At 60.4% G+C, this 21061-nt stretch carries 19 protein-coding genes; 6 read left to right on the top strand and 13 right to left on the bottom strand.

Annotated elements, in window-relative coordinates; genetic code table 11:
* Nucleotides 1-44: 44 nt before the first annotated feature.
* The 6 genes from CGA21_RS22085 to CGA21_RS22060 all read right to left on the bottom strand — a co-directional run bounded on the left by CGA21_RS22085 (nucleotide 45) and on the right by CGA21_RS22060 (nucleotide 5861).
* A complete protein-coding gene (locus CGA21_RS22085; protein ID WP_110747023.1) occupies nucleotides 45-1244 on the bottom strand; it encodes a hypothetical protein in 1200 nt (399 codons plus the stop codon).
* 15 nt (nucleotides 1245-1259) lie between these two features.
* Nucleotides 1260-2147 (bottom strand): nitrilase family protein, encoded by an 888-nt coding sequence (locus CGA21_RS22080; RefSeq protein ID WP_188265072.1) that lies wholly within the window; start codon nucleotides 2145-2147, stop codon nucleotides 1260-1262.
* Between the two features lie 200 nt (nucleotides 2148-2347).
* Nucleotides 2348-4294: a flavin monoamine oxidase family protein gene (locus tag CGA21_RS22075; RefSeq protein ID WP_110747079.1), complete on the bottom strand. Its 1947-nt coding sequence runs from the start codon at nucleotides 4292-4294 to the stop codon at nucleotides 2348-2350.
* A 183-nt stretch (nucleotides 4295-4477) separates the two neighbouring features.
* Complete coding sequence (locus CGA21_RS22070; RefSeq protein ID WP_188265043.1) at nucleotides 4478-4930, bottom strand: hypothetical protein; 453 nt, start codon at nucleotides 4928-4930, stop codon at nucleotides 4478-4480.
* Nucleotides 4931-5089: 159 nt separating this feature from the next.
* Entirely contained in the window at nucleotides 5090-5458 is a 369-nt protein-coding gene (locus CGA21_RS22065; protein WP_188265042.1) for a PH domain-containing protein, read from the bottom strand.
* 61 nt (nucleotides 5459-5519) lie between these two features.
* Nucleotides 5520-5861, bottom strand: coding sequence for a potassium channel family protein (locus tag CGA21_RS22060; protein WP_110747018.1), 342 nt, complete (start codon nucleotides 5859-5861; stop codon nucleotides 5520-5522).
* 127 nt (nucleotides 5862-5988) lie between these two features.
* Here CGA21_RS22060 and CGA21_RS22055 point away from each other — a divergent pair, with 127 nt between their 5' ends.
* Together CGA21_RS22055 and CGA21_RS22050 are read left to right on the top strand one after the other, a co-directional pair.
* Nucleotides 5989-7908 carry an alkaline phosphatase D family protein gene (locus CGA21_RS22055; protein ID WP_188265041.1) on the top strand — a complete coding sequence of 640 codons (1920 nt, stop codon included), beginning with the start codon at nucleotides 5989-5991 and terminating at the stop codon, nucleotides 7906-7908.
* A 141-nt stretch (nucleotides 7909-8049) separates the two neighbouring features.
* On the top strand, nucleotides 8050-8535 hold the full coding sequence (locus CGA21_RS22050) for an AAA family ATPase (protein WP_188265040.1): 486 nt from the start codon (nucleotides 8050-8052) through the stop codon (nucleotides 8533-8535).
* Between the two features lie 101 nt (nucleotides 8536-8636).
* Here CGA21_RS22050 and CGA21_RS22045 read toward each other — a convergent pair whose 3' ends face one another.
* Nucleotides 8637-9815: an aspartate aminotransferase family protein gene (locus CGA21_RS22045; RefSeq protein ID WP_188265039.1), complete on the bottom strand. Its 1179-nt coding sequence runs from the start codon at nucleotides 9813-9815 to the stop codon at nucleotides 8637-8639.
* 102 nt (nucleotides 9816-9917) lie between these two features.
* On the opposite strand from CGA21_RS22045, the gene CGA21_RS22040 reads away from it, so the two are divergent.
* Both CGA21_RS22040 and CGA21_RS22035 read left to right on the top strand, forming a co-directional pair.
* Nucleotides 9918-10823 (top strand): LysR family transcriptional regulator, encoded by a 906-nt coding sequence (locus CGA21_RS22040; protein ID WP_020795566.1) that lies wholly within the window; start codon nucleotides 9918-9920, stop codon nucleotides 10821-10823.
* A 78-nt stretch (nucleotides 10824-10901) separates the two neighbouring features.
* A complete protein-coding gene (locus tag CGA21_RS22035; protein ID WP_110747009.1) occupies nucleotides 10902-11915 on the top strand; it encodes a sensor domain-containing diguanylate cyclase in 1014 nt (337 codons plus the stop codon).
* Nucleotides 11916-11921: 6 nt separating this feature from the next.
* Here the strand turns inward: CGA21_RS22035 and msrA are convergent, their stop codons facing one another.
* Together msrA and msrB are read right to left on the bottom strand one after the other, a co-directional pair.
* Nucleotides 11922-12629 (bottom strand): peptide-methionine (S)-S-oxide reductase MsrA, encoded by a 708-nt coding sequence (gene msrA / locus CGA21_RS22030; RefSeq protein ID WP_083348257.1) that lies wholly within the window; start codon nucleotides 12627-12629, stop codon nucleotides 11922-11924.
* 20 nt (nucleotides 12630-12649) lie between these two features.
* Nucleotides 12650-13168, bottom strand: coding sequence for a peptide-methionine (R)-S-oxide reductase MsrB (gene msrB, locus CGA21_RS22025; protein ID WP_020795563.1), 519 nt, complete (start codon nucleotides 13166-13168; stop codon nucleotides 12650-12652).
* Between the two features lie 294 nt (nucleotides 13169-13462).
* Between msrB and CGA21_RS22020 the strand changes: the two genes are divergently transcribed.
* Nucleotides 13463-14182 (top strand): response regulator transcription factor, encoded by a 720-nt coding sequence (locus tag CGA21_RS22020; protein WP_083348256.1) that lies wholly within the window; start codon nucleotides 13463-13465, stop codon nucleotides 14180-14182.
* The gene (locus tag CGA21_RS22015; protein ID WP_188265038.1) at nucleotides 14179-15699 is read left to right on the top strand and encodes a sensor histidine kinase; all 1521 of its coding nucleotides are present in this window, start codon (nucleotides 14179-14181) and stop codon (nucleotides 15697-15699) included. Before CGA21_RS22020 ends, CGA21_RS22015 begins: the two co-directional genes overlap by 4 nt.
* A gap of 148 nt (nucleotides 15700-15847) precedes the next feature.
* Here the strand turns inward: CGA21_RS22015 and CGA21_RS22010 are convergent, their stop codons facing one another.
* From CGA21_RS22010 to CGA21_RS21995, 4 genes are all read right to left on the bottom strand, one after another.
* Entirely contained in the window at nucleotides 15848-16603 is a 756-nt protein-coding gene (locus tag CGA21_RS22010; protein WP_188265037.1) for a class II aldolase/adducin family protein, read from the bottom strand.
* Nucleotides 16600-17544: a CobW family GTP-binding protein gene (locus CGA21_RS22005; RefSeq protein WP_188265036.1), complete on the bottom strand. Its 945-nt coding sequence runs from the start codon at nucleotides 17542-17544 to the stop codon at nucleotides 16600-16602. Before CGA21_RS22005 ends, CGA21_RS22010 begins: the two co-directional genes overlap by 4 nt.
* A complete protein-coding gene (locus CGA21_RS22000; RefSeq protein WP_188265035.1) occupies nucleotides 17544-19289 on the bottom strand; it encodes an amidohydrolase in 1746 nt (581 codons plus the stop codon). The genes CGA21_RS22005 and CGA21_RS22000 overlap by 1 nt, the downstream gene beginning before the upstream one ends.
* An 81-nt stretch (nucleotides 19290-19370) precedes the next feature.
* Nucleotides 19371-20975, bottom strand: a complete 1605-nt coding sequence (locus CGA21_RS21995; RefSeq protein ID WP_188265034.1) for a 5-guanidino-2-oxopentanoate decarboxylase — start codon at nucleotides 20973-20975, stop codon at nucleotides 19371-19373.
* Between the last annotated feature and the right edge of the window lie 86 nt (nucleotides 20976-21061).

Genomic DNA, 21061 nt, shown 5'->3' with positions numbered 1-21061 from the left:
CTGTACCCGGTTCAAGACGGGGACAGCCGAAGGAGCTGGGGCATTTACTCCGCGACAAGAACGCCGATCAGCGGCACGATCAACAACGTGCTGATGGCCATGGACAGGACATTGCCGATGTAGGCATGCATGTCGGCCGGCAATCGCTTGGCGATCGCACAGGCCAGGGGCGGTGCGATCAATGCCCCCAGCAACGCACTCGAGCCGATCACCAGCCCACTGCCGCCATGGGTCAGGATCGCAGCGGGTACCACTGACACCAGAGGCACGTAAGTGGGGTACCAGCCGCGCATCATCCATTGTCGACGCCAGACCAGCACCCCGATGGCCGAGCTCAGCGCTTGTGCAGCGATGATATGCAGCAATAGTCCCGACCCGTACGCCGGGCTGATCGGGTTCATCGCGTACGCCAGCAATACCCCCAGTAACAAGCCAAGACTGGCCAGTTCATTGCCAAAGAATGGCGCTTCGGAAAAGTCTGCCAAGACCCGGCGCAGGCTCCAGACGACCCCGTAGTCGGGCGCTTTGGTGACGGGCGCGGGAGACTTGGCGGGTGGTATCACGGACTGCTCGGACTTCATCAGGCCGGGTCGATAGCGGCACAGTAGAAATGCCACGACGCTGGCGACCGCCATGCCCAGCACATTGCCGATCACCGCTGGCAACCCCAAGGGGTTACACAGGTAATTGACAATCAACAAGCACATGGGTGTGACGAGTACGGCCCCCATGATTGCGCCGTTGATCGTGACCTTCCAACCCCTGCCGAACATCAGCACCATCGCCGCCGGCAGCGAAACGAACGCGGCGAAGGTGGGTTGCCAGCTGGTGGCGGTCACCGTCCAGCCCCACAGCACGTTACTCAGCAACAACCCGAGTAACGAACTGGTGATCAGCCACGGCCATAACCCGGTGCCATAGGCAATGCTGAAGCCTTGCCAGGCTCTGCCCGTTCGATTCGCCCAATAGGCGAGATAGGCGCCGGCCAAGAGTCCGATCGAGGCGAACTCGTGTTTGTAGAACGCCACCTCGCTGATGTCGCCAAGCAGCCAGCGCAACCAGGCACTCGGCTGGGAAAGGCTCGACACCATGTCGCTGTAACTCGGCCAATGCGCGGCCCAGAGCGAGCGATAGGTCAATGAAAGCCAGATGATCAGCAATGTCGCGCCGACCAGCATCAGGATGACCGCCATATCAAATGGCGATCTGTGGGCAATGCGGTTTTTGTCGGTAGTCGTTTGCATGTCAGGTCTCCCCTATCAGCGTGGGAGACATGGGTGTTGGGTGTAGCCGAGCATCTGATCGTAGAGGTCGGCTCTACGGTCACGATGCAGATCGTTCAGGTTGTTCCAGATGGGGGCGCTGCGGGAGCTGGTCAGGTCAATATCGGCATACAGGATTTCCTCCTGGTCTGCCGAGGCTACGGCGCCAATCGGCCAGCCATTGGTGCCGGCGATCAGCGAGCATCCGAGGTAGCGGGCACCTCGTTCCTCACCGATCCGGCTGGCAGCGGCGATAAACACATTGTTTACGTGCGCCGCTGTCATCGTCAGGTACGACGCCATGCATTTGCCGGCATCGTCGAACAGCGGCGGCGGTGTCCAGACCCAGTTGTTGACGCTGCAAATGATGTCGGCGCCTTGTTGACTCAGGATGCGTGGCACCTCGGGGAACCAGATATCCCAGCAAATCAACATGCCGATTCGACCAATCGGCGTATCAAAAACCGGAAAACCCAGATCGCCGGGTGTAAACCAGAGTTTCTCCAGGTTCCACAAATGCGTCTTTCGATACTTGCCGATAAAACCGTCAGGGCCTACCAGCATCGCGGTGTTGAACAGTCGCATGCCGTCGCGCTCCGCCAGGCCGGCCACGAGGTAGACGTTGTGCCTGTAGGCAAAATCGATCCAGAGTTGCGCGCTTGGTCCGCCGGGTATCAACTGCGCATGTGCAAAGGCATCCTGCCGACTGCTGAAGAAATAACCGGTGCTGGACAGTTCAGGCAGCACGACAAGATTCGCACCACCGTTGACCGCCTCCAGCGCCAATTCCAGGCTGCGACACAGATTTGCATCACAGTTTTCAATGCCGACTTGTGGATCGAATTGCACGACTGCTACACGCACAGGGCTTGTTGGCTCGCTCATTTCGGGTGACCTCTTTTTATTTTTATTCACGCTGTTTAATTGCGTGTTTATAAGACTCGAAAAGCCAACCGACGTAAGTCAGACGTTTCCGATAAGGCTGTAGCCTTTGTCCGAAGATGCATGAGCGAGTGTTTTGTTCGTCGGCCTGGTCAGGCGGGAAAGCAGAGCCATGCCAGAGGTGCATGGCTCTGGCGGAGGCATCAGGTTTTAAGTTTGTAGTGTGGATAGTCACTCATGGAAAAACCGCCATTGAATTTTGCTGCGGTTTTGTCGCAGATGTGAATCGCCGCATCGACGGCCGCCCGGAAACAAGGTTCAGTCCAGCCAGCATCGACTGAAAATGACTCCCCAGAAAAATACAGGCCTGATGAACGCGCGAAGTCTCTGTTGTACTTCATCAGGCTCACTGCGTCGTAATAAGTGCCGGGCCGGTAGAGCTTTGCACAACCCAAGGCGTTTTTGTCGGTTATCCAGCGTTGGACCACCGCTTGATCAATCCCAACGTAAGGAGAGATTTTCTCCTGAATATTGGCGGAGTTCATGAGGATGCGATCCAGCTCTTTGACGCACTTGGTAACCAGTTCTTTGTCGGTGAATGAGGCGAGTTTTGTTGCGTCATCCTCCCATGTATAACTCAAGAGGATGCAGTCGTATGTATAGTTATCGTTGTAGCGGTAGGTGTAGACATCGTGGATAAAGCTGTCGGTGACGATGGTTTGCGGGATTTTGTGGTTCTTCGAAAGAAATGATTTTTTCAGCGGTGCATAGACTTTACAGCTGGTTTCCCAGTGCGCCGTTTTGTAGGCGTTGATTATCTCGAATGGCAGCATCTCCTGAGAGAAATTTTTCAGTTCGATTCGAGTCTCGATTAACCAGGACGGTAGGGTCATGATGACCGAATCAAATTCGTCGAACCGTTCCTCGGCATGCTCGGGTCGACTGTTCTGCCAGTTGAAGTAGACGCGTATTTTCTGGTTAGCCAGTTTTTCAAGTTTTGTAACGGATGAGTCCGTGAGGAGGCCATTGCTTCTTTCAATGCTGTGTTCGTAAACCGACTTCCCGGTTTCGACGGTCTTCAGAAACATCAGGCATTCGTCTAAAGCGGCGAGTCCGATATAGCGCGGAACGTCGAAATTCAATCCAGCCGAGTCAAAAACAGCTTTGCTGTGTAGGTACGGCGAGGCCAGTGGGTCTCCATTTGCGTTTACCCGACCATGGATCAGTTGCAACTGACTGCTAAATCCAAAAATAGCAGTTCGCAGTGGGTAAAGGCAGCAGACGTCGTAAAAAGCCCCCCAGCTCCCGTCACCTATACCTATCGCATAGAAAATTGCGGATTCTTCCGCGGACATTCCCATTCCGCCAAAGTCCCCGGGAGCGCTTTCATCCCAGGCTGTAAGGGCCGGCATACTGACCAGATCGCGAAATGAAACGCTCTCGTACTTGTTTACGATCGCAGCCCACATGCTTTCCCATTGCGGACTCGCGTAAATTTCCGAAACATGTTTCGTCATGCGATCGGCAAAATCCTTCCACTTTGCATAAACCTTTTGCAGTTCCTCACCAGGAGGAGGGGTGAGTCCATCGGCATTTTTCCAAATCAACATCTCCGGGGTGCCACTGTTCCCCATGCTGCCTTCTCTTAGGTAAATACCAGTCGAACGGACCCACTGGCTTCCGGGATTCGCAAAGTCTGAAAACGAAAGGTCAAACGCCTTCGCGTAATAAGCCATGAGCGATCTGCCCTCTGTCGGTGGCTCGTCTGCCCGATTGAAAAAGGGCATGCGCATGGCCCCCATTTCAAACGGCGTATGACTTTCCGTGGAGTTACGACTTCCTGGAATGGTTAAGTGCCTGCCCCCTATTCGAGAGGACTGTTCTATGAGGGTGATATTGGTGAAACCGCAGCGATACAGTTCTCGGGCTGCCGTCAGTCCGGTCACCCCCGCGCCGACGATACAAATTCGGTGATCCGGGGCAGCGGTCTTGGCTATACCATTTGCCTGTTCAACCAGTGATCGATAGTCGAAACACAGGTCGGGTGGATTGGGAAAGCGGGCGGCCCATTTGTTGTCAGTCGAGCGCTTTTTTCTGGTGGTTAGCGTGGCTGCGTATGAAGGGTAGTTGTAGCTTGAACCTATAGTCATTTGATCTTCCCTGACGATATTGATGGTGTACGCAGGGACGACCTTGAAGTTTTGAGCGACTAACATAAATGGGCCAAGTGGGACGCTGGGACACTCCGCTTTCTGTTTTTTTTGTAGGAAATGAAGAAACCTAAAATTCACCACACCCCCTATGGGAGCGTCGCTCTCGAGTTCCTGTTTGGATCACTCGATCTCAATCGGCCCCTTGGTCCCGGCATCACTGTCCGTCCAGTAATCCTCGCCCGTCAGCCGCCGATCACCTTGAAGCGTGAAGGTAAGTTTGCCCTGGTGAAATTGCAGGGTGCCGTCGGTGCGTTTGGCGTCAACCCGTTTGCCGTTCACCCAGACCTGTTCCTTGGCATCGATGCGGATGGTGGCCACTGTCGCGCCTGCATCGCTTTTGGCTACCCACTGGCCGGCATAGGGCGTCTGGGTCGTCGAGTTGTCCGTGGCGGGGTTGGTGAACCCGGCCTTGGCGTTTTCCGCCTTGCTCTTGTGGATATCACAGCCCTGGGTCTCGCTGACCTGGGTACAACCCGATTGCTCGAGTTGCTTGCGGTACTTGTCGTTGATGGCAAACGCCGGGGATTGCGCGGTCAGCAGGATTGCCAGCACTGGCAGGATGATTTTGTTCATGATTGCCCTCTTATTGATCAACAACTTGGTCAATGGCTGCGAACAGTATGGTGGGATGGAGCGGTGACCCATGCCTGCGGGGTGCCAGGCTTCCCGCGTTATCGTTATCGACCATCGTCGGAACGCCGCCCGGAGCATACTCGCTCCTACAGGGGGGGGTTAGAGCAAGTGTTGGGAGATCAGCTTGGAGATCTCGACCATCGAGGTCTTGCCGGTGAACTCGAATTTTACTTTGCCCAATGACGAAAAGTAGATTTCCAGCTCGGAGTCCAGGTCGAACGTCCCCGAGGTTTCCACCGAATACGCCACGATGTTTTTGTATGGCAACGAGGTGAAGTCTTTCTTGCTGCCGGTGATGCCTTGTACGTTCACCGCAATGATGCGCTTGTTGGTGAACACCACGCCGTCGCGCATGGACTTGTAGGAATCGATGACCTCTTCGCCGTCGAGCAAAAGGTCGGCAACCCGTTCGGCGTATTCCGCATTTTGCTTGAGCTTGAAGAATCCCTTGTTGTTGAAGTCGATCATTGGCCTCTCCCTGATTGTCAAAAAGAGCATCTAAGCACGACTTCATGCCATCGGGCCTGCCTTACTTTTCTTCGCCGGTCGTGCGTACCGCACTCTCGATCGCCCGCACGCTGATCGCCGCAAAGATCGCGGTGAGCAGCACGCCGTTGAACCCCAGCAATATCGCGAGTATTCGCGACATCGGCAGTTTCGGCACGAGTTCGCCGTAGCCGATGGTCAACCCGGTCACGAAACCGAAGTAAATGCCGTCGAAAGCGTCCCAGCCTTCCAGGTAGCTGATGATCAGGCCGCAGGTGACGATGACGACCAGCATGGTGGAAAAGATCGGCCAGACAATTCGCAGGTAGTAACCTACGGCTTTGTAGAACGCTCGACGGATGTGCGAGGTATGGGTGGGCTTCATGTCATGGGTATCCTGGGGGCGGCGGATCATTTCGTGACAGACGCAATGGCCACTTCACTTTAGCCTGTGTCGCCGTCAGCTGCGCTATCATCGCCCGCCTCTGTATCTTCAAGAGTTTGTATCCCGGATGTCCCAAGCGCTGCCAATACCCGATGCCCCTCAATCGCTGCCACCCGTGCTGGCCGGCCCGCTGTTGCGACGCCTGGAACCCACGCGGCTGGTGCTGTGGCTGGTGGGCTCGCGGGCGCTGGAGCTGACGCTGCGCTTGCAGGGCGTGGGCGATATTCGCCTCGATGCCGGGCAATGCACGGTCGTTACGGTGGGAACCCATGGGTTTGTGCACCTGATCGACGTAGCGCTGGACGTTGCCCTGCCCTGCGATGAACTGATCGAGTACGACCTGCTGATCGATGACGGCACCGGCATCGCCACCTGGGCGCCGCATCTGTTGTATGGCGACGCCACTGCGCCGAACTTTGTCCTGCGCGCTCGCGTCGATCAGTTGCTGCACGGCTCCTGCCGCAAACCCCATCATCCGGCGACCGACGGCCTGCTGTGCGTCGACGGGTTGTTGGCGCAAGACCACCCGGCCACGGACCGTCCGGCGCTGCTGATGATGAGCGGCGATCAGGTCTACGCCGACGATGTAGCCGGGCCGACCCTGCGGGCGATCCACGCCCTGATCGAACGGCTGGGGTTGTTCGGTGAGCATCTGGAAGGCGCCGTGGTCAGCGACAGCGCCGAGCTTTACGGGCACGCGGCCTGTTATTACCACCGCGCGGATCTGTTGCCGGCGCTACAGAGCAACGAAACCCTGCGCGAGCGCTTTTTCGGCGGCGCGCGCAAGCCGATTTTCACCAGCAGCAGTGCCGACAATCACCTGGTGACCTTCGCCGAAGTCATGGCCATGTACCTGCTGGTCTGGTCGCCGACGCCCTGGGCCTTGATCGCGCCCAAACCGCCGAAACTGATCAAGGAGCGACGCGAGCGTTATGCCCTGGAGCAGACGCGCATCGATGCCTTCAAGGCCGGCCTGGACAAGGTCGCCCGAGCCCTGGCGCACGTGCCGACGCTGATGATCTTCGACGACCACGACATTACCGACGACTGGAATCTTTCCGCGCAGTGGGAGGAGACGGCCTACGGCCATGCGTTTTCCAAACGCATCATCGGCAACGCGCTGCTGGCCTACATGCTGTGCCAGGGCTGGGGCAACAATCCGGATGCCTTCACCGCTGTCCTGGAAAAGACCCGTTTGCTCAGTGCCACCGGAGATGACCGTTACCTCGACAGCGATGTCCAGGACGCTCTGATCGATGAGCTGCTGCGCTTCCAGCACTGGCATTACGTGCTGCCCACCACCCCGGCCATGGTGGTGCTCGATACCCGCACCCGACGCTGGCGCAGCGAGATGAACCTCAAGCAACCGTCGGGCCTGCTGGACTGGGAAGCCCTCTGCGAACTGCAGCAGGAGCTGCTCGATCACCCCTCGGCGATCATCGTGTCGCCGGCGCCGATCTTCGGCGTCAAACTGATTGAAACCGTGCAAAGAGTGTTCAGCTGGCTGGGCTATCCACTGCTGGTGGACGCCGAGAACTGGATGGCCCATCGCGGCGCGGCCCAGGTGATCCTGAACATTTTCCGCCACTCGCGCACGCCGGGTAACTACGTGGTGCTGTCCGGCGATGTGCATTACTCCTTCGTCTACGAAGTGCTGATCCGCCACCGCAAGGCCGGCCCGCGCATCTGGCAGATCACCAGCAGCGGGATCAAGAACGAGTTCCCGCCGACCCTGCTGGAGTGGTTCGACCGCCTCAATCGCTGGCTGTATTCACCACGCTCGCCGCTGAACTGGCTGACCAAGCGCCGGCGCATGCGCATCGTGCCGCACGTGCCCGAACATGCCGAAGCGGGCGAACGACTGTGGAATTCGGCGGGGATCGGCCAGGTGTACTTCAATGAACAAGGGCAGCCACGGGATATTTTTCAGCACAACGCCAATGGCTCGCCGAAGACGCGAATGGTGGCGCCTGCAAACGATGACTGAGGGGCTGTACGGAGAACCTGTGGGAGCGACGGTGCGGCGATCCGACCTGCTCGCGAAGACTGCTTAACATTCAGCATTTATGCTACCTGATACACCGCTTTCGCGAGCAGGCTCGCTCCCACAGTTTGATCGGTGTCGCTCATGGACCTTACCCGAACCCTGATCATCGGTAACTCCGGTTCCGGCAAGAGCTGGCTGGCGCAACGCCTGGCCGAGCGATTGCAGGTGCCATGGACCGACCTCGACCGCACTCACTGGCTGTCCGACGAACACAGCATCGCCCGCCCCCGCGCCGAAGCCTTGGCCATGGCGAGGGTCGCGGCCGAGCAGGAGCGCTGGGTGATCGAAGGCGTGTATGGCTGGATCGCCAGCGAACTGCTGCCCCGCACGACGACGCTGATCTGGTTGAGCGTTGCCGACGAGGTTTGCGTCGCCAATATTCGCCAGCGTGAAATCAACGACGATGAACGCCTGATCGCCCTGCTGGAGTGGGCGGGGAGTTATCGCCAGCGCGATGACTCCAGCGGATATACGGCCCATCAGCGGCTGTTCGAAGGGTTTACCGGTACGAAGATGCGGCTGACGGATCGGACGGAAATAACAGTGTTCGCCACCGATTTACTGTAGGAGCTGCCGCAGGCTGCGATCTTTTGATCTTCAACGACGCCAGAGCCGCCGCACATCAAGAACAAAAAAATCGCAGCCTGCGGCAGCGCCTACGAAGGGAGTCACCGTTCTGCTTTCAGCACCCGACTCACCCCCCTGACAATCATCTCCACCTCCCGCTCATCAATCGTCAGCGGCGGCAACAAACGAATGGTTTGCCCGCGCGTCACGTTGATCAGCAACCCATGGTCCCGGGCGGCGATCAGGCTCAGGTCGCGGATCGGCTGCTTGAGTTCGATGCCGATCATCAGGCCCTGGCCACGGATCGCCAGGACGTTCGGTTGATCCGCCAATTCCATGCGCAACCTGCTTATCAGACGTTCGCCCTGAAGCCGGGCATTTTCCAGCAAGGCTTGCTCCTCGATGATGTCCAGCACCGTGCAGCCGACCCGACAGGCCAGCGGGTTGCCGCCGAAGGTGCTGCCGTGACTACCGGGGGTAAAGAGTTCGGCGGCTCTGCCACGGGCCAGGCAGGCGCCGATCGGGACGCCGTTGCCCAGGCCTTTGGCCAGGGTCATCACATCCGGGACGATGCCTTCGTGCTGGAACGCGAACCACTGCCCGGTACGGCCGATGCCGGTCTGGATTTCATCCAGCATCATCAGCCATGAGCGCCGGTTGCAGAGCTCGCGCACGGCTTTCAAGTAACCGGGGGGTGCCAGTTGCACACCGCCTTCGCCCTGGATCGGCTCCATCAGGATGGCCACGATGCGCGAGCCGTAATCCTGGCGCACCTTGTCCAGTGCGTTGAGGTCGCCGAACGGCACTTTGACAAAGTCCCCCGGCAACTTGTTGAAACCCAGGCGCACCGCCGGGCCATCGCTGGCGCACAGGGTGCCGAGGGTGCGGCCATGGAAAGCGTTTTCCATGACCACCACCAAGGGTTGCTCGATGCCTTTGTGCCAGCCATGCAGACGGGCAATTTTCAGCGCCGTTTCATTGGCCTCGGCCCCGGAGTTGTTGAAGAACGCCCGGTCCATGCCTGACAGTTGGGTCAGTTTGCGCGCCAGGCGTTGCTGCCAGTCGATGCTGTAGAGGTTGGAAGTGTGTAGCAACAGGCCGGCCTGTTCGCTGATCGCCGCGACGATTTTCGGGTGAGAGTGGCCGACGTTGGTCACCGCCACCCCGGCCACCGCGTCCAGGTATTCACGACCGGCCTGGTCCCACAGGCGCGTGCCCAGGCCCTTGTTGAAACTCAAGGCCAAGGGTTGGTAAGTGCTCATCAGGCAGGCGGCGGTCATGACATCAAGCTCCATCAAGGGTCGTTGTTTTTGCAGTATGGTTAGCCACCTGAACTGGATAAATACTGCAATACTTCAATCATTTTAAAGTCGAGCTTGATAATGGACCTGTTCCAGGCAATGACCGTCTACGTCAAGGTGGTGGAAACCGGCAGCATGACGAGCGCCGCGGCGCAGTGCAAAATGTCCACGACCATGGTCGGCAACCACCTCAAGGCCCTCGAGCAGCGCCTGGGCGTGCGCCTGCTCAACCGCACGACCCGGCGCCAGCGGTTGACCGAATTTGGCGTTGCGTATTACCAGCGCTGCCTCGAAGTGTTGGGGCTGGTGGCTGATTCCGAACGCCTGGCCGAGCAAGCGCTGGATGAACCCAGCGGCACGTTGCGCATCTCGGCGCCCTTGACCTTCGGCACCGAAAAACTGGCACCCGCCCTGAGCGAATTCGCCCTGCTCTACCCCAGGGTAAAACTCGACGTGATGCTCACCAACCGGCGTCCGGACCTGCTGGAAAACGGACTGGACGTGGCCTTTCGCCTGGGCGCCATCGAGGCGTCCAACCTGATCGCCCGCCCGCTGCTCGACTACACCCTGACCATGTGCGCATCGCCGGCGTATGTGGCCCGTCGCGGCGCGCCACAAACCCCTGAAGACCTGCGCCACCACGATTGCCTGTCCTTCGCCTATCCGGCTGGCGATGACTGGCATTCGGTGGAGAAAGAATGGCGCCTGGCCGGCCCCGAAGGCGAAGTCACGGTAGCGGTCAGCGGACCGATGCTGATCAACAGCTCGGCAGGGCTGCATCAGGCGGCGCGAACCGGCATGGGCATCGTGATGTTGCCCGATGTCCTGGTCGAGCAAGACATCCAGGACGGCAAACTGCTGGCCTTGATGCCCGGATTCAACCCACCGAGCCGGCCGATGCACCTGATGTATGCCCAGGACCGCTACCGCCTGCCGAAATTGCGACGTTTCGTCGACTTCGCGGTGCAGATGTGGGGCAAGCACTAGCAGCCTCGCCAACCCTTGGACTAATCTCCCTGACTGAGCAGGTCATTGGCTATCAGGCGCGTGCCAGGGAGAGCAGCGATGGGAGAAGCATCGAGTATCGAACCCTTGAAGTTCAATGTCTCGGACATGAACGAAGGCATGCTGCACACCATCATGGAACTGGTCAGCGACGGAATATGGGACTGGAACGCCAACACCGGCTTCGTCTACCGCAACGCCCGCTGGTACGAAATGCTCGGCTACACGCCGCACTCCCTGGATAACAACGTGTTGACCTGGGAAAACATCATTCACCCCGATGATTTCCCGCAGGTGATGGCCCTGTTCGATGACTACCTGAGCCAGCGCACGCCCGTGTATCAGGCCGAGTACCGCTGCCGCACGCATGACGGCCGTTATATCTGGATCGAAGACCGCGGCCACGTGCTGGCACGCAATGCCGACGGTTCAGTGGCGCGGATGGTCGGCGCCCACCGCAGCATCGAAGACAAGAAGCGCCTGCTCGAAGCCCTCGAGCGGCGCAATCAATCCCTTGAAGCCCTCGTTGAAGAACGCACCCGCGAGCTGTCCAGGGTCAATCAGCAACTGCAGAAGCAACTGGAAGAAAATCGTAAGTTGGCTGAAACCGATGCCCTGACGTCGATCGCCAATCGCTATCGCCTGGAACAGACCCTGCGCCAGGAATGCGAGCGGTCCCAGCGCTTTCGCCAGCCGTTGTCACTGATCGCCATGGACATCGACGACTTCAAGAGCATCAACGATCACTACGGCCATGCACTGGGCGATGCCGCTTTGATTCAGGTGGTCGAACGAGTCAAGCGCAGTTTGCGTGCGGGGGATGTGCTGGCCCGTTGGGGCGGCGACGAATTCATCGCGGTCCTGCCCGATACCTCGCTGGCTGAGGCCAGGACCCTGGCCGAAGCCATCCGCCAGGGTCTATCGGAGATGCCATCGGTGGGCGACTTTCACGTGAGCATGAGTTTCGGCGTGGTCCAGCGCTTCGAGGAGGAGCAACAGACCGGCCTGATGGCCAGGGCCGATCAGGCACTGTATCGGTCGAAAATCGCCGGCAAGAATGTGATCACCGGATAACGACCGTCACATCCCCGTCTTCACCAGCACCGGTTTTTCCTGATAGCGATCCGGGTACAGTTGCTTGAGCTGTGCCACCTTTGGCAAGTCATTGATCACGATGTAGGGATAGGTCGGGTGCTCGGTCAGGAAGTCCTGGTGCTCTTCTTCGGCCGGATAAAAACCGTTGAAGCTCTCCAGCTTGGTCACGATCGGCTTGTCGAACGAATGCGCGGCATCGAGCTGGGCAATGTAGGCCTGGGCGACCCGTTGCTGCTCGCTGCTCTTGGTAAAGATCGCCGAACGGTATTGGGTGCCGGTGTCGGGCCCCTGGCGGTTGAGTTCGGTCGGGTTGTGGGCCACGGAGAAGTAGATCTGCAGCAAGGTGCCGTAGCTGACCTGGCTCGGGTCGAAGGTCACTTCCACCGATTCCGCATGACCGGTACTGCCGCTGCTGACGCGTTCGTACTGTGCCGTATCAGCTTTGCCACCGGCGTAACCGGAGACGGCATTCTTCACGCCTTTGACATGCTGGAACACCCCTTGCACACCCCAGAAGCAACCACCGGCAAATACCGCGGTTTCGCTGCGGGCCTGGGTGGTTTCGTCGAGGGCCGGTGGGGGTAGAAGCACGCCCTCTTCAGCCCCGCCCAGGGAAAATGCCGAGCATTGGCCAATGATGCCGGCAGCGGCCAACCCCAACAGCGTGCGGCGCCAGGTGAAAAGATTTTTCATGTCACAGACTCCTGAGAAATTCAGACGGCTTTGGGCTCGAACTTGAGCGCCAGACCGTTCATGCAGTAACGCAAACCGGTCGGTTTCGGCCCGTCGTCGAAGACATGGCCCAGATGCCCGCCGCAACGCCGGCAGTGCACCTCTTCGCGCGACATGCCGTAGGAACGGTCCTGGCGAGTGGCCACGGCCTTGTCCAGCGGCGCCCAGAAACTCGGCCAGCCGGTATGGCTATCGAACTTGGTCGCCGATGAGAACAGCGGCAACTGGCACCCGGCGCAGAGGAATGTGCCGTCGCGGTGCTCGTTGTTCAGCGGGCTGCTGTAGGCCCGTTCAGTGCCTTCTTCGCGGAGAATTTCATACTGTTCGTCGCTCAGGATGGCGTGCCATTCGCTATCGCTGTGGGTCACTTCAAACGCCTCGGCGGCGCTGGCATCGCTGATCAATGCCGTGCCTGTGGAAAACTTAGGCAACAGGCCGATTGCCAGGGCTGCCACCCCCAGCCCGCCGCTCGCGAGAAGAAATTGCCGTCGTGAAAACATGCTCGTCTCCAAAAATCCAGGGGTGTTTCATGGAACACAGCCTAGGCTTTGGGTGATCGCCAAATCCTCACAGGAAGTTAAACAATTCGTGATAACTCGGGCCGCGAAAAACCCGCACAATGGCCCCTTCAATGACTTCACTGACTTGACTGACTTGACTGACTTGATTGTAGGAGCTGCCGCAGGCTGCGATCTTTTGATCTTGTTTTTTTAAATCAAAGTCAAAAGATCGCAGCCTTCGGCAGCTCCTACAGTGAGTGGCATTACGCACAATGCGCAGAGGGATCGAGCTGGATGGAACAGACCAAACGCGTCCTCGTGGTCGAGGACGACCTGCATATCGCCGACCTGATCTGCCTGCACCTGCGTGACGAGCAGTTCGAGGTGGTGCACAGCGCCGACGGCAATGAAGGCATGCGCCTGCTGCAGCAAGGCAACTGGGATGCGCTGATCCTCGACCTGATGCTGCCCGGTGTCGACGGCCTGGAAATCTGCCGCCGCGCACGCGCCATGGCCCGCTACACGCCGATCATCATCACCAGTGCGCGCTCCAGCGAAGTGCACCGGATCCTCGGCCTGGAGCTCGGTGCCGACGATTACCTGGCCAAGCCGTTTTCCATGCTCGAACTGGTGGCCCGGGTCAAAGCCCTGCTGCGCCGGGTGGATGCCATGGCACGCAACCTGAAGATGGACGCCGGCAGCCTGCTCATCGACGGCCTGGCCATTGACCCGATCACCCGCGAAGTGTCCCAGGGCGGCCGACGCCTGGACCTCACACCCCGGGAGTTCGACCTGCTGTACTTTTTCGCCCGCCAACCGGGCAAGGTGTTTTCGCGCATGGACCTGCTCAACGCCGTCTGGGGCTATAGCCACGAAGGCTACGAGCATACGGTCAACACCCACATCAATCGCCTGCGCGCCAAGATCGAGGCCGACCCCGCGCAACCGGTACGCATCCTCACGGTCTGGGGCCGCGGCTACAAGTTCGCCACCGGGGAGGAATCGCCGCCATGAGGCTGACCCTGACGCAGCGCCTGTCCCTGGTGTTCGCCGTGCTACTTCTGGTGTGCTGCGGCACCTCGGCGTGGCTGCAGGTGCGGTCCAACCAGATGCATGAACAGGAAGTGGTGCAAGGGTTGTCCCGGGACCTGGCGCAGCATATCGCCAGTGACACGGTGCTGATGGACACCCAGGGCCTGATGCCCAATGCCGTGCGGGATCTGTTCAGCAAGCTGATGCAGGTCAACCCCAGTGTCGAGGTGTACCTGTTGGACACCGAGGGCAAGATTGTCGGCAGTGCCGCGCCCGAAGGCCGGATTCGACGCGAGCGTGTCGACATGGCACCAATCCAGCGCCTGCTCAGGGGCGACGCCTTGCCGATTACCGGTGATGATCCGCGCAGCGTCGACGCGCGCAAGGTGTTCAGCGCCGCACCGTTGAAGGTCAATGGCAAGGCCGTCGGGTATCTCTACGTGGTGCTGCTGGGTGAAGACCACGATCGCCTGGCCGAACGGGGCGCCACCAGTGCTGCGCTCAATACCGCCCTGATGTCCATTGGATTGGTTGCGCTGTTGTGCCTGATTGCCGGTCTCACCGCGTTTGCGCTGATCACCCGGCCGTTGCGCCGCCTCACCGAAACCGTCAGCCAGTTCGACATCGATGGCGTCCCGGTAACCCCGGCCCCGCCCGTCCCCCTGGAAAAAGCCGCCAGCCACGATGAAATTGCTGTACTCGACGCCGCCTTCCGGCAGATGCAGGCGCGTTTGGGTGAACAATGGCGCTCGTTGACCCGCCAGGACCAGGAACGCCGCGAACTGGTGGCAAACATCTCCCACGATCTGCGTACGCCGCTGGCCTCGTTGCACGGCTATCTGGAAACCCTGTCGCTCAAGGACGCCACGCTGTCCGCCGCCGACCGCCGCCGCTACCTGGGCATCGCCCTGGATCAAAGCCGCAAGGTCGGTGGGCTGGCGCAGTCGCTGCTGGAACTTGTGCGCCTGGAACATGGTTTTGTGCAACCGGTGCTGGAGCGTTTTTCGCTGACCGACCTGGTCCAGGACATTTTCCAGAAATTCGAACTGACGGCCGAGGCGCGGCAGGTTGAATTGAAGGCCACGTTCGCCCCCAACGTTTCTGCAGCCTGCGCCGACCTGGGATTGATCGAGCGGGTGTTGACCAATCTTTTCGACAACGCGTTGCGCCATACACCGCCAGGTGGCGAGATCGAATTGGGTTTGCGTCCCCAAGGCTCGTTTATTGAAGTGACTGTCAGCGACACGGGCCCTGGTATTGCTCCCGAATTGCGCGAGGGTCTGTTTTTGCGGCCGTTCAATATCGGTGGTGCACGGCGCGATGGCGGGCTGGGGTTGCGTATTGTGCACCGCATCCTGCAATTGCATGGGCTTGAGATTCAGTTGACCGACAGGCCGGGGCGTGGGGCGACGTTTCGGTTTTTGTTGCCGATCGATGAACAGACTGCGGCGGGATTGGCGGAGCGGTCGATGAACCTGAATACGCCGGGGCAAGTCTGAAAAGTCAGGGCGCCTGACACACCGCTTTCGCGAGCAGGCTCGCTCCCACAGGGGATTTGCGTCGTACACAGAATTTGTGGCAACCCAAATCAACTGTGGGAGCGAGCCTGCTCGCGAATAGGCCAGCTCAAACAATATAGAACTCAGGTCAGTCCCGATAATCCGGCGCCACCCGCTCCAGCAATCTCAGCAACGCCGCCCAGGCCAGTTGCATCGCATCTGGATCATTGAGCTCACCCTCCTCCAGCGCCCGTCCCGGCTCATTGAACTGCCGCTCGGTATGCGCGCAAACCTCGGGCGACGGCAACACCAGCTCCCCGGCAGCCATGGCTGCCAACTGAATGTCGCAGGCCTTTTCCAGGTAATACATGCGCATGAACGCCTGCCCTACCGTCTCGCCCACCGTCAGCAAACCGTGATTGCGCAGCATCAGCACCGGCTTGTCGCCCATGTCCGCCACCAGCCGCCGCTGCTCGCTCAGGTCCAGCGCCACGCCTTCGTAGTCGTGGTAGGCCACACGGTTGTAGAACTCCATGGAAATCTGGTTCACCGGCAACAGCCCGCACTTCAACGCCGCCACCGCACAACCGGATTTAGTGTGGGTGTGCAACACGCATTGCGCGTCTTCACGGGCACCGTGAATGGCGCTGTGGATCACGAAACCGGCCGGGTTCACCGGGTACCGCGACGGTTCCACCGCGTTGCCATCGAGGTCGATTTTCACCAGGTTGGACGCGGTGATCTCATCGAACATCAGCCCGTAGGGGTTGATCAGGAAGTGATGCTCCGGCCCCGGAATGCGCACCGAGATGTGGGTAAAGATCAAATCGGTCATGCGAAAATGCGCCACCAGGCGATAACAGGCGGCGAGTTCTTCGCGCAAACGTTGTTCGGTCGGGCTCATGCGTTCACCTTCACGGTAGAGGCCTCAAGTCCCTGACCCAAGGCCTCCCAACCGTCGAAGCCACGTCGGGCGATGAACACCAGCCGGGTAGTATCGACGCCGGCTTCGTCGGTCGCCGGCAAAAACTGACTGCGGGTACCGACGTGTTGCAGCCAGTGCGCCTTGTTGCCCTGCGCCAGCTTCACCAGCCCCTTGACCCGGAACACATCGCTGGGCAGCGCCTGCAACCAGCCGCGTAATCCGTCGGCATCCAGGGCCGCGTTACTCTGCCACAACCAACTGCTGAACATCTCGCCGTGATCGCCATCGGACACCCGTGTCAGCGGTTTGACTTTGCGAGGTTCAAGCTCCAGTTCGGTATCCAGCCACAGCGCATCCGGCAACTGCGCCTGCACGCTTTCATGCACGCGGGTCCTGAGCCCCAACGCCTCGCGCAATGCCTGCAACTGCGTCTCGTCGACCAGATCGGTCTTGTTCAACAGCAGCAAATCGGCAGCGGCCACTTGCGCCCGCGCCAGTCGCGCGTACTCGCCGTCGAGTTGCAGATGGCGAGTGGCATCGACCACCGTGATCACCATGTCCAGTTGCATCTGGCTACGCAGCTGTGGATAAGCCAGGGTCTGCACGATGCGCTGCGGATCGGACACGCCGCTGCACTCGATGACGATGCGCTCCAGCCGCGGCTGCAATTGCGCCAGGCTGCCCAGTTGGGCCAGCAGGTCTTCCTGCACGGTGCAGCAGATGCAGCCGTTTTGCAGGCTGTACACCGCGTCGGTCACCTCCGAAACGATCGCAGCATCGATGTTCAGCTCGCCGAAATCGTTGACGATCACCGCCAGGCGGCTGCCTTCGGCACGGCGCACCATGCGGTTGAGCAAGGTGGTTTTACCAGCCCCGAGAAAACCCGAGACGACGGTCACGGCAATACGTGGCGTGGTCATTACGCCTTGCCCTCCAGCACCGGTGGTTCGCCCTGCCAGACCGCCTTGAGGCCAACGGCTTCCAGCGTCGAATGGCGGTCGTAGACCAGTTGCCCTTCGACGAAGGTCAGCAGCACCTGGGTCTTGTGGATGTAGTTGCGTGCCGGTGCAGCAAACAGGTCACGGTCGATCACGATCAGGTCCGCCGACTTGCCCACTTGCAGGCTGCCGGTGCTGTGCTCCAGGCCCATGGCCACGGCGCCGTTGCTGGTAATCACGGTCAGCGCCTGTTCGAGGCTGATCGGGTCGCCGAAGCAGGCCGGGTCGTCGTTCCACGGGTTCTGCCGGGTGATCATGGTTTCCAGCGCCAGCCACGGGTCGATAGACGCCACCGGCCAGTCGGTGCCCATCACGGCGGTGCCACCCGCGGCGAGCACGCCCTTGAAGTCGTAGATGCGCTTGAGCCGTTCCTGGCCGTAACCGGACCGCGCACCGCTGGCGAACGGTGTCGGGTACCAGGCCGCCGGGGAAAATTCGGCGATGACGTTCAGTTCCTTGAAACGCGGCAGGTTGCCCGGGTGCAGCAAGGTGCTGTGGGCGCACTGGTGACGCACACCGCTGAAGCCGTTGCGCCGACGCGCCTCGGCCACGGCATCGAGGAACACGTCGGAGGCGCCGTCGCCGGTGCAATGGGCAATGACGCGGATGCCCTTGCGGTCCATGTCCACCACCATGTCGGTGATGTGCTCCGGTGTCAGGTTGAGCTTGCCGCGCCAGCTCTTTTCCTCTGGCCATGGGGTCAGCAGGTACGAAGACTTTGGCTCCACGGTACCGTCGAAGTGAAACTTCACCGCGTTGGCGCTCAGGCGTGCGCTGCGATAGTAGTGACGCTCGCCCGCCAGCAATTCCCAGCGACGACGCACCGGGAAGATGTCGTCCTGCCAACTGATCGCCGCTTCGATGCGCACGGTCAGTTCACCGCTGTCATCGAGCGCCTTCAGGGCTTGCAAGCGCTGTTCGCAGACGTGCACATACTTGCTTGCCGTGACCCCGCGCGAGCTCTGGAAGTGCACGCCATCGCGATAAGCGCGGCGCAGCACGCTGACCGGTGTCGGCGGCATGGCGGCGTGGATCATCGCGTAGGCGCCATCGATCATCAGGCCGGTGGGTTCGCCGGTCAGTTCGTCACGCTCGAAATAGCCGTTGCGCGGGTCTGAGGTGTTGCCATCGATCCCAGCCAGTTCCAGGGCCTTGGAGTTGACCATCATGGTGCCCCACATGCGGTCGAGCAGCGCCACGGGACGGTCAGGCATGACGCTGTCGAGCCAGGCACGCCCCGGGGTCAGGCCCGCTTCGCGGAAGGTGTAGCGCACCCAGTATTGGCCGTAGATCCAGCCATCGCCGGGATGGCTGTCGGCGTAGGCGAGAATGCTTTCGCGCAGCTGTTCCGGGGTCGGGTCTTCGATGCCGACGTCGAGGTCATCGGCGTAGCGCGGCGCCAGTGCGAGATCGGGGTGGGTGTGCATGTCGTGCAGGCCCGGCATGCAGAACGCACCTTGCAGGTCATGCACGCGGGTGTTCGGGCCCTTGAACATCTCGATCTGACCAAGGCTGGCAACACCGATCAACTTGCCGTCGCGAATGGCCACGGCCTCGGCCCACGGGTTGGCAAGGTCCTGGGTGTAGATACGACCATTGGCCAGGATCAGGTCGGCGTAGGTCCCCTGCACGGAATGGGTAGAGGAAAAGTTATCGGACTCAGCCATGTAAGCCACCTTTGAGTTCAGGAGATTGAAAGGTCCACCGGGCGTCGGGCGCATCGGGGGCCTGAAAAAATTGTTGTTGTTTTAGTCAGCCAGAAACGTTGCCGCATCGACCTCGATCATCACCGGTTCATGGCAATTGCCGAGTTGCCCCAGCAACTCGCGCAGCGCTTGCAGAGTGCTCGCCCGGTGGTGGGAGACGTGGCAGCTTTGCGCGAGAGCGGCGAAGTCCGGCGTGAGGATGTCCACCCCGAGCAAGGGCACCGCCCTGGCGTTCATGTAGTCGCGGATTTCGGCGTAGCTGCTGTTGTTCCACAGCAGCAGGATCACGCCAACGCCGGCTTCCCTGGCGGCGATCAGTTCGGCGCTGGAAAACTGCAAGCCACCGTCGCCCACCAACGCCACCACCGGACGCAAGGGTTGCGCGAGCTTGGCGCCGATGGCGGCGGGCAAGCCGTAGCCGAGGGTGCCGTAGCCACTGCCGGCGTTGAACCAGCTGTTGGGTGTTGGCGCCCGGTAGCCCAGGGCGCCCTGGTACACCGGCTGGGTCGAATCACCGACGATCAGCGGTTGGGGCAGGCAATCGCGCAGCGTATCGAGCAGCGCTTGCATGCGATTTTGTTTCGCCGTCCAGCCGGCCTGTTCAAGGGCGTTGACCCGACTCACCCGCGCAGCGGCCCAGGCGCCATCGGCCTCGCGTTGCGGCAGTTGCGCCAGTAACGCGAGCAAGCCTTGTTCGGCGTCACCCAACAAGCCGACCGTAGCCGCCTGCACCCCGAGTATCTGTAGCGGGTCGATGTCCAGGCGAATCAGCGGCGCCTTGAACTGCAAGGGGCCAAGGCCGAAAAAGTCGTAGTCGGTTTCCCCCAGCTCAGTGCCGACCGCCAGCACCACGTCGGCCTCGGCGAACAGCTCGCGGCCGTGGGCCGAAGACTGCACACCGTCGAGCAATAACGGATGCTCGGGAGCTAGCAAACCACGGGCGTTGGTGGTCAATGCCACGGGGGCCTGCAAGCGTTCGGCGAGTGCAGTCAGGGCCTCGCTGGCGCGGCGCGCGCCGCCACCGGCAAGGATCAACGGACGCTTCGCCGCCTGGATCAATTCGACTGCGCCGGCGATGGCCGTGGCTGCCGGGGCCGGTGCTGCCGGCAATGCCCGCGGGCGCAAGTCCAGGCCATCGGCAGGCATTTCCAGCACGTCCAGCGGAATCTCGATGTGCACCGGCCGTGGCCGCGTGCAGCCGAACAGGGCAAAGGCCCGCGCCAGCACTTCCGGCAACTGCGACGGGTGCTGCAGCGTATGGCTGAAGGCGCAGACACCGGCGACCAGCGCACGCTGGTCCGGCAGTTCATGCAGGTGACCGTGCCCAAGGCGCAAGTGCTCGCGACGGTTGCAGGTGGAGATCACCAGCATCGGTACCGAGTCCGCATACGCCTGGCCCATGGCGGTGATGATGTTGGTCATGCCGGGACCGGTGATGATGAAACACACCCCCGGCTTGCCGCTGGCGCGGGCATAACCGTCGGCCATGAACCCGGCGCCCTGCTCGTGGCGTGGGCTGACGTGTTGCAGGCGGCTGCCGTGCAAGCCGCGATACAGCTCGACGGTGTGCACGCCGGGAATGCCGAAGACGGTTTCAACGCCATAACCTTCCAGCAACTGAACGAGCGCCTGGGCACAACGGGTCATGCAGCACCTCTTTGATGATGGGCGATACCGGCCCAAGGACAATTGGCGCTAGTATTGTTGAATCAACCGATACAACAATCGATTTT

The organism is Pseudomonas sp. PSB11 (assembly GCF_014596605.1).
Lineage (GTDB): Bacteria > Pseudomonadota > Gammaproteobacteria > Pseudomonadales > Pseudomonadaceae > Aquipseudomonas > Aquipseudomonas umsongensis.
Note: the sequence above shows the minus strand (reverse complement) of the source record. Positions and strands in the feature narration are given on the sequence as shown.